This window comes from Rosenbergiella sp. YN46 (assembly GCF_036620675.1).
In the GTDB taxonomy this organism is placed as follows: Bacteria; Pseudomonadota; Gammaproteobacteria; order Enterobacterales; family Enterobacteriaceae; genus Jejubacter.
Map to the genome: position 1 here is coordinate 36,354 of NZ_JAZHEE010000035.1, position 6,114 is coordinate 42,467.

The 6,114-nt window shown below is 52.9% G+C and carries 8 protein-coding genes and 1 pseudogene; 6 read left to right on the forward strand and 3 right to left on the reverse strand.

The window, feature by feature from the left end:
• Window positions 1-67: 67 nt before the first annotated feature.
• From pdxR to V3W49_RS18655, 3 genes are all read left to right on the forward strand, one after another.
• Window positions 68-1,429 (forward strand): MocR-like pyridoxine biosynthesis transcription factor PdxR, encoded by a 1,362-nt coding sequence (gene pdxR / locus V3W49_RS18645; RefSeq protein ID WP_500147527.1) that lies wholly within the window; start codon window positions 68-70, stop codon window positions 1,427-1,429.
• Window positions 1,430-1,454: 25 nt separating this feature from the next.
• On the forward strand, window positions 1,455-1,628 hold the full coding sequence (locus tag V3W49_RS18650) for a hypothetical protein (RefSeq protein WP_500147528.1): 174 nt from the start codon (window positions 1,455-1,457) through the stop codon (window positions 1,626-1,628).
• A 149-nt stretch (window positions 1,629-1,777) separates the two neighbouring features.
• Window positions 1,778-2,113, forward strand: coding sequence for a DUF2002 family protein (locus tag V3W49_RS18655; protein WP_500147530.1), 336 nt, complete (start codon window positions 1,778-1,780; stop codon window positions 2,111-2,113).
• A 22-nt stretch (window positions 2,114-2,135) separates the two neighbouring features.
• Here the strand turns inward: V3W49_RS18655 and V3W49_RS18660 are convergent, their stop codons facing one another.
• Entirely contained in the window at window positions 2,136-2,591 is a 456-nt protein-coding gene (locus tag V3W49_RS18660; protein ID WP_500147532.1) for an L-alanine exporter AlaE, read from the reverse strand.
• Between the two features lie 740 nt (window positions 2,592-3,331).
• Here V3W49_RS18660 and stpA point away from each other — a divergent pair.
• Window positions 3,332-3,727 (forward strand): DNA-binding protein StpA, encoded by a 396-nt coding sequence (stpA, locus tag V3W49_RS18665; protein ID WP_500147533.1) that lies wholly within the window; start codon window positions 3,332-3,334, stop codon window positions 3,725-3,727.
• A 38-nt stretch (window positions 3,728-3,765) separates the two neighbouring features.
• Here stpA and V3W49_RS18670 read toward each other — a convergent pair whose 3' ends face one another.
• Window positions 3,766-3,945: a GDFGVC terminal motif YodC-like protein gene (locus tag V3W49_RS18670; protein WP_500147539.1), complete on the reverse strand. Its 180-nt coding sequence runs from the start codon at window positions 3,943-3,945 to the stop codon at window positions 3,766-3,768.
• A gap of 221 nt (window positions 3,946-4,166) precedes the next feature.
• Between V3W49_RS18670 and lpxO the strand changes: the two genes are divergently transcribed.
• Both lpxO and V3W49_RS18680 read left to right on the forward strand, forming a co-directional pair.
• On the forward strand, window positions 4,167-5,069 hold the full coding sequence (lpxO, locus tag V3W49_RS18675; protein WP_500147534.1) for a lipid A hydroxylase LpxO: 903 nt from the start codon (window positions 4,167-4,169) through the stop codon (window positions 5,067-5,069).
• A gap of 213 nt (window positions 5,070-5,282) precedes the next feature.
• A complete protein-coding gene (locus V3W49_RS18680) occupies window positions 5,283-5,621 on the forward strand; it encodes a YegP family protein (RefSeq protein ID WP_500147536.1) in 339 nt (112 codons plus the stop codon).
• Between the two features lie 62 nt (window positions 5,622-5,683).
• On the opposite strand, the pseudogene V3W49_RS18685 reads toward V3W49_RS18680, so the two are convergent.
• Window positions 5,684-6,037, reverse strand: a pseudogene (locus V3W49_RS18685) (UbiD family decarboxylase); the annotation flags it as partial.
• Window positions 6,038-6,114 lie beyond the last annotated feature (77 nt).

The window sequence follows — 6,114 nt, forward strand, 5'->3', positions numbered from 1 at the left end:
TCCTTATGTGGTCGGAAGAAGGTAGCACTATAATGGTCTGTAAAAGAGGGCCAGAAAGAGAGTATAAATGCAGACCAGTTCTTCCTTGCCATTCGTGCCGCGCTACCGGCGGCTGGCTGGACAGCTTCGGCAATCTATTGAAAACGGCGAGCTGCTTCCCGGCGCCCGTTTGCCATCCAGCCGCGTGCTGGCTCAGGAGCAGGGCGTTTCCCGGGGCACAGTGGAAAATGCGCTCGGGGAGCTGGTGGCTCAGGGCTGGCTGGAACGTCGTAGCCGTTCGGGTACCTTTGTCAGCGCAGCGCTTTCCAGCCGACCTGTCGGGCGTTCCCCTGCCGGGCAGGGGAATCGACATCAGGCACCGTTGCCATTCCAGCCCGGTCTTCCGGCATTGGACGCATTTCCCAGAGGGCTATGGGCCAGAGTGATGGGCAGACGCCTGCGCCAGCAGAGCCGCTTCGATCTGGCACTGCCGGATCCGGCCGGAGAACGCGCGCTGCGTCAGGCTATTGCCGACTGGCTGCGTTTTTCGCGCAGTATTGACTGCCGCCCGGAGCAGGTGTTCGTCGCTGCCGGGTATCCTGCGGTTATGAGCCTGCTGTTGCGTACGCTGGCGCGGCCCGGGGACGCAATATGGGTGGAGGATCCCGGCTATCCTTTTATCCATCCCGTGTTGAAGCAGGCCGGATTGAGGCTGAATCCGGTGCCGGTGGACGGTAATGGAATGAACGTTGATGAAGCCATTCTTCGCTATCCGGATGCCCGTTTCGCGTTGCTGACGCCTGCTCATCAAAGCCCGCTGGGCGTGGCCCTGGGCGCGGATCGTCGCCGACGGCTGCTGGCCCATGCCGCACAGCGGAAAAGCTGGATCATCGAAGATGATTACGACAGCGAGTTTCGCTATCTGGGACGGCCGTTACCGCCGCTGAAAAGCCTGGACGCGCCTTGTCGCGTCATCTACGCCGGAACTTTCAGTAAAACCCTGTTTCCGGCTCTGCGCTGCGCCTGGCTGGTGGTGCCGGAAGAGGTGGCGGAGGCTTTTGCTGAACAGTGCGCATTGACACCCTGCACCGTTGCGCCGCTGATTCAACAGACCATCAGCGACTTTATGAGAGAAGGGCATTTCTGGCGCCATCTGAAAAAGATGCGCCAGCTCTATGCCTGCCGTCGTCGCTGGCTGGAGCGGGCACTGACTGGCGAGGGCTTCCAGGTCGCACCGCAGGCCGGGGGAATTCAGTTGTTGGTGCCAGTAGCGGGGGACGATCGGCGAGCGGCAGCCAGAGCGCGGGAGGCCGGACTGGCGGTAGAGGCCCTGGGCACCTGGCGCCTGGAAAGCAGGGGTAAAGGCGGTCTGATACTGAGTTTTACCAATATTACTGACGCCCGCCAGGCGGAAGAGCTGGCGACGCGACTGCGCCAGGCTTTGTTGTAGAAAATCCGGCTCAGCGGACGGCTTGATGAAAGAGACGGCATTTGTCCTGATTTTGGTGGGGCATTTCGTTTCTCTTTATTATCGTCTCTCGCCAGACAGGCCCGGATGCGTAGCCGGATCTCCCGAAACGTTGTTGCTGAAAAATTCTGTTACCCTGGCTGGCCGCGCTTTGCCCGTCAGCGGCGATTTTTTCTGCTAAACTTGGTAAATCCCCCGGTTCGATTCCCGAGAAAAACGCCCCAAATTGCATTTTTCCCGTGGAGAGGGCTGTTATGGATTATTCCGAAAGCGTATGCCGGGAGCATCATGTAAGGTTGCGCTGCGGTACAAAGATGACGAGGAAAAACTATGTATTTACGACCCGATGAGGTAGCGCGCGTACTGGAAAAAGCGGGATTTACCATGGAGGCTGTCACTAATAAGGCCTATGGTTATCGCCGCGGCGACAACTATGTTTATGTCAATCGCGAGGCGCGTATGGGGCGTACCGCGCTGGTTATCCATCCGGCTCTGAAAGAACGCAGCCTGGCGCTTGCCGATCCGTCCTCGGAAATCAAAACCTGCAACCACTACCATGAATTCCCGCTGTGGCTGGGCGGCGATGCGGAAGAACACTACGGTATTCCTCACGGTTTTAGTTCCCGCATCGCGCTGGAACGCTATCTGGCCGGATTGTTTGGTTAAGGCCGAAAACTCTCTTCAGCGATCAGGCGTTGGCTCCGATGCGCTCGTTGCCAGAAACCCGAAACAGGCGCCGACAGTAATCCAGAAAAATACCGTAGGCGGCGCCCATCAGCATGGAAACCATGATATTGGAACTGACCGCTGCAAGGATCTGCGCGGGCTGTGCGCCAACTGACCAGAGAATAGCGGCATACACTGGCGACTGGAAGCTGACGTAAGCCAGCACATCGGCCAGGGTTTTCCCCCAGCGGGCGGCAGTAAACCGGCGGGATAAGCGGATTGCCGCATCGCGCCAAAGTCCGTAGGGCCAGGCGATAATGATATTGACCGGAATCGATACCAGCCTGGACGACAGCGACTGCTCGAAGGCCATTCCTGAAATAAAGATCTCAATAAGCATCCCTGTAAAGAAGCACCAGACCACCATCGCGAAGGTGTCTGCGGCTGCATGGCGCAGGTGCGACGTTTTAAATATCACGCTGGCCTCTCTTTGTAGCGTTAATTTCTGCCTGATTGGTTTTTTAATGGCTTTATCTGTTGCTTTTGTGCCATTTGAATGGAATATATCACTAATTTTTGGCCTGATAACCAGGTGGAAGTTTTTATTTGCGAGGCTTTGAGGTACAAAGTTTTTTACGACGGATCAAAAGGTGCTGTTTTCGCCATTTTTGACGGCCTGATAGATATAATTTCTTCAATATCAACCTGTTGGGTTTTCAGGGACTGTGAGCTGGTTTATCCGTAAGGGCGCATAAATCGGCGACAATGCCGTCGTAAATGTAGATTTGTTGTAAATACCAGGTTAATCCCAGAGCCGCTCATGTCATCGAGTTAAAGACGCTATTCAGGTTTCTTCGGGCATTATTCCCCACATGTACATCGCCTGCAATTTATTATTGTTGAGCGCATTTTTGCTGCACCGGAAATGATATTGTTTCTGATGTCGGGAGTTGTTTTATCGGTGTTTTCAGCCACTTTTAACGATGCCGGAATGATGCGAAATTCACAGAATAACCAGAGTTACAGGCAGGTTAATATGACAGATGAATCCCATTGGGGTTTAAATAATATTCAGTTAGGTTACTATATATATCGATATAGCGGCGTCACTGCTGAAAGTTTATGCGGTTGAGTAGCTGTGACTGGCAATATAAATTCCAATCCAGTACCTTATGGCGCCGTTTATTTTCAATCCTTGCCTGATACTGTGGGAGATATATGTCTTTAACATTACAAAACCTCAATAACATCCGTACGCTACGTGCAATGGCGCGTGAATTCTCTATTGAGCTTCTCGAAGAGATCCTGGAAAAATTCCGCATGGTGACTGAAGAACGCCGCGAGGAAGAGAGCGCTCGCCAGCAGGAGATTGCGGAACGTGAAGAGAAGTTAAAGACCTGGGTTGAGCTGATGCAGGCTGACGGTATTGATCCGAATGAGTTGATTAAAGAGCTCGATAACGCGCCGCGTAAAAAACGTGCCGCGCGTCCGGCGAAATATCGTTATACCGACCTGGACGGCAGCGAAAAAACCTGGACCGGTCAGGGCCGTACGCCGAAAGCTATCGCTCAGGCTATTGAATCAGGCAAGTCTCTGGACGACTTCCTGATTTGAAAGCATTCCTCTCCCTTACCGGGAGAGGAGCCGCTTATTTAACAGACGCCGAAATCACCCTCTTCTGTATAGGGGGTGACATCGGCGGCCTTCAGGGTAATTTTTTCTGCGTTTTCATCGGTGGTTGCGACGCCGACTACCTGATCGTCATGAATCTCGATGATTTTTAGTTTTGGTCCGCCGGTGCGCGGCTGCACTATATCGCCAATCTGATACATCATTGTTCTCCTCTGTTTTGTGATAACGCCACCCTCCTGGTATAGCGCGACTGGCGCCATTTGCTTATCTTCATTTATGCCGTTAGTGCGGTATAAATGCTACGCGTATGTTACAGAAAGGTTTTTGACGCTATGATATTTGCGCTTAATCGGGCCATTAAGAGCTCGTCTGCATGGATTATAACGCTGGCTTGTAACTGAATGACTTTGGCGAATTAACAATGAAGTATGTCATCCTGCTTATCTTTATAGTCTCTGTTCTGTATGTGCACTATCGGGGGCGCGTCCGTTATAAATTCTGGCGCCAGCTATCCGATCACTCCACATTTACCGCACCGCTGAATGGGTTTATGTATCTTTTCTCCCGGGTGCCGACCACGCCTTATCTACCGCTGGAAACCTTTCCGCAACTTAAAGTATTGCAGGATAACTGGCGGGAAATTCGTGAGGAAGGTCAACATCTGATGGCTCTTCAGGAGATTAAAGCATCCGATAAATATAACGATGCCGGATTTAACTCATTCTTTAAAACCGGCTGGAAACGCTTCTATCTGAAATGGTATGAAGAGGCGCATCCGTCTGCGCATGAACTGTGCCCGAAAACTACGGCGCTGCTGAAGACGATTCCTTCCATTAAAGCCGCTATGTTCGCGTCGCTGCCGGACGGCAGCCGTCTGCCGCGCCACCGCGATCCGTACGCCGGTTCCCTGCGTTACCACCTGGGGCTGGCGACGCCCAATGACGAACGCTGTTTTATTGAGGTAGACGGCAAGCGCTATAGCTGGCGTGACGGGGAAAGCGTGCTGTTTGATGAAACCTACATCCATTATGCGGAAAACAACAGCGGGGAAAATCGCCTGATTCTGTTCTGCGATATCGAGCGTCCTATGCGCTACCGCTGGGCCCAGGCTGTTAACCACTGGCTGGGGCGTCATCTGATGAGCGCAGCAGCGGCGCCCAACAGCGATAGTGACCGGGTGGGTGGTATTAATCGAGCCTTTAAATATATCTATTCGATACGACGGGTGGGCAAGCGCCTTAAGAAGTGGAACAAGCCTGTCTATTATCTGATTAAGTGGCTGCTGTTTGGCGGTATCGCCGCGTTGATCTGGGGAGCGCTTTGAGGTTGGGGAGCTACTGCTGCATCACAACGTGCCTGAGGCTAATCCTGACCCGGGATGAAGGATGGAAAGCCGCAGAAGGCGCATTATAGCTGTGGCCGATGTTTTTCAGACAGTTAAGGATATGATGACAGTGGAAGCGGGTCGTTTTCTGTGCATACTGGTTAAGGACAATCGCAAACTGTTTGCGTCATTGGCTTATATCAAGGAGTTCACATGTCTGGATGGTTTGAATTAAGTAAAAGCAGCAACGATCAGTTCCGGTTTGTTTTAAAAGCGGGCAACGGCGAAATCATTCTAACCAGCGAGCTGTACACCACCAAAAGCGCGGCTGAAAACGGGATTAAATCCGTTCAGACCAACAGCCCGCAGGATGAGCGTTACGAGAAGAAAGAAGCCAGCAACGGCAAATTCTACTTTAACCTGAAAGCCGCCAACCATCAGGTGATTGGCACCAGCCAGATGTACGCCTCGGCTCAGTCCCGGGAGACGGGGATTGCCTCGGTGAAGAATAATGGCGGCAGCGAGAAGATTAAAGATCTGACCTCTGCCTGAGCCAGAGATAAAAAAGCCCGCATGATCTGATACATGCGGGCTCTTTGTATTAACGGCGGCGGTTATTTTTTAAAGTATTCCGGCGCCCAGGGGCGGGGATCGACCTCCATAAACGGCGCCCGCTCAAACCGGGATTTCAGCGCCCAGGGAACCGTGCAGTCGAAAATCGTTTTGCTGGTGATGCCCTGCCCGCGAATCGACGGGCTGTAATCCGGCATCTGGGAGGGATCCAACTGATGGCCCCTGACTCCCGGAATATTGGTGATGCTGACGTCGCCCTGCATTCGGGTGGTCATAGCCCACAGAATATCGTCGCTGTCGAAAATATCGACATCCTCATCGACCAGGATAATATTTTTCAGTTCCGGGTAAGTCGCCAGCGCAATCAGCGCCGCCTGCGCCTGACGTCCTTCGTCCTGTAAGTATCCCGCATAATCGAACCATTCACATTTAGAGATCTTCCGGCATACTCAATTCTGCCAACGAAGGAGAT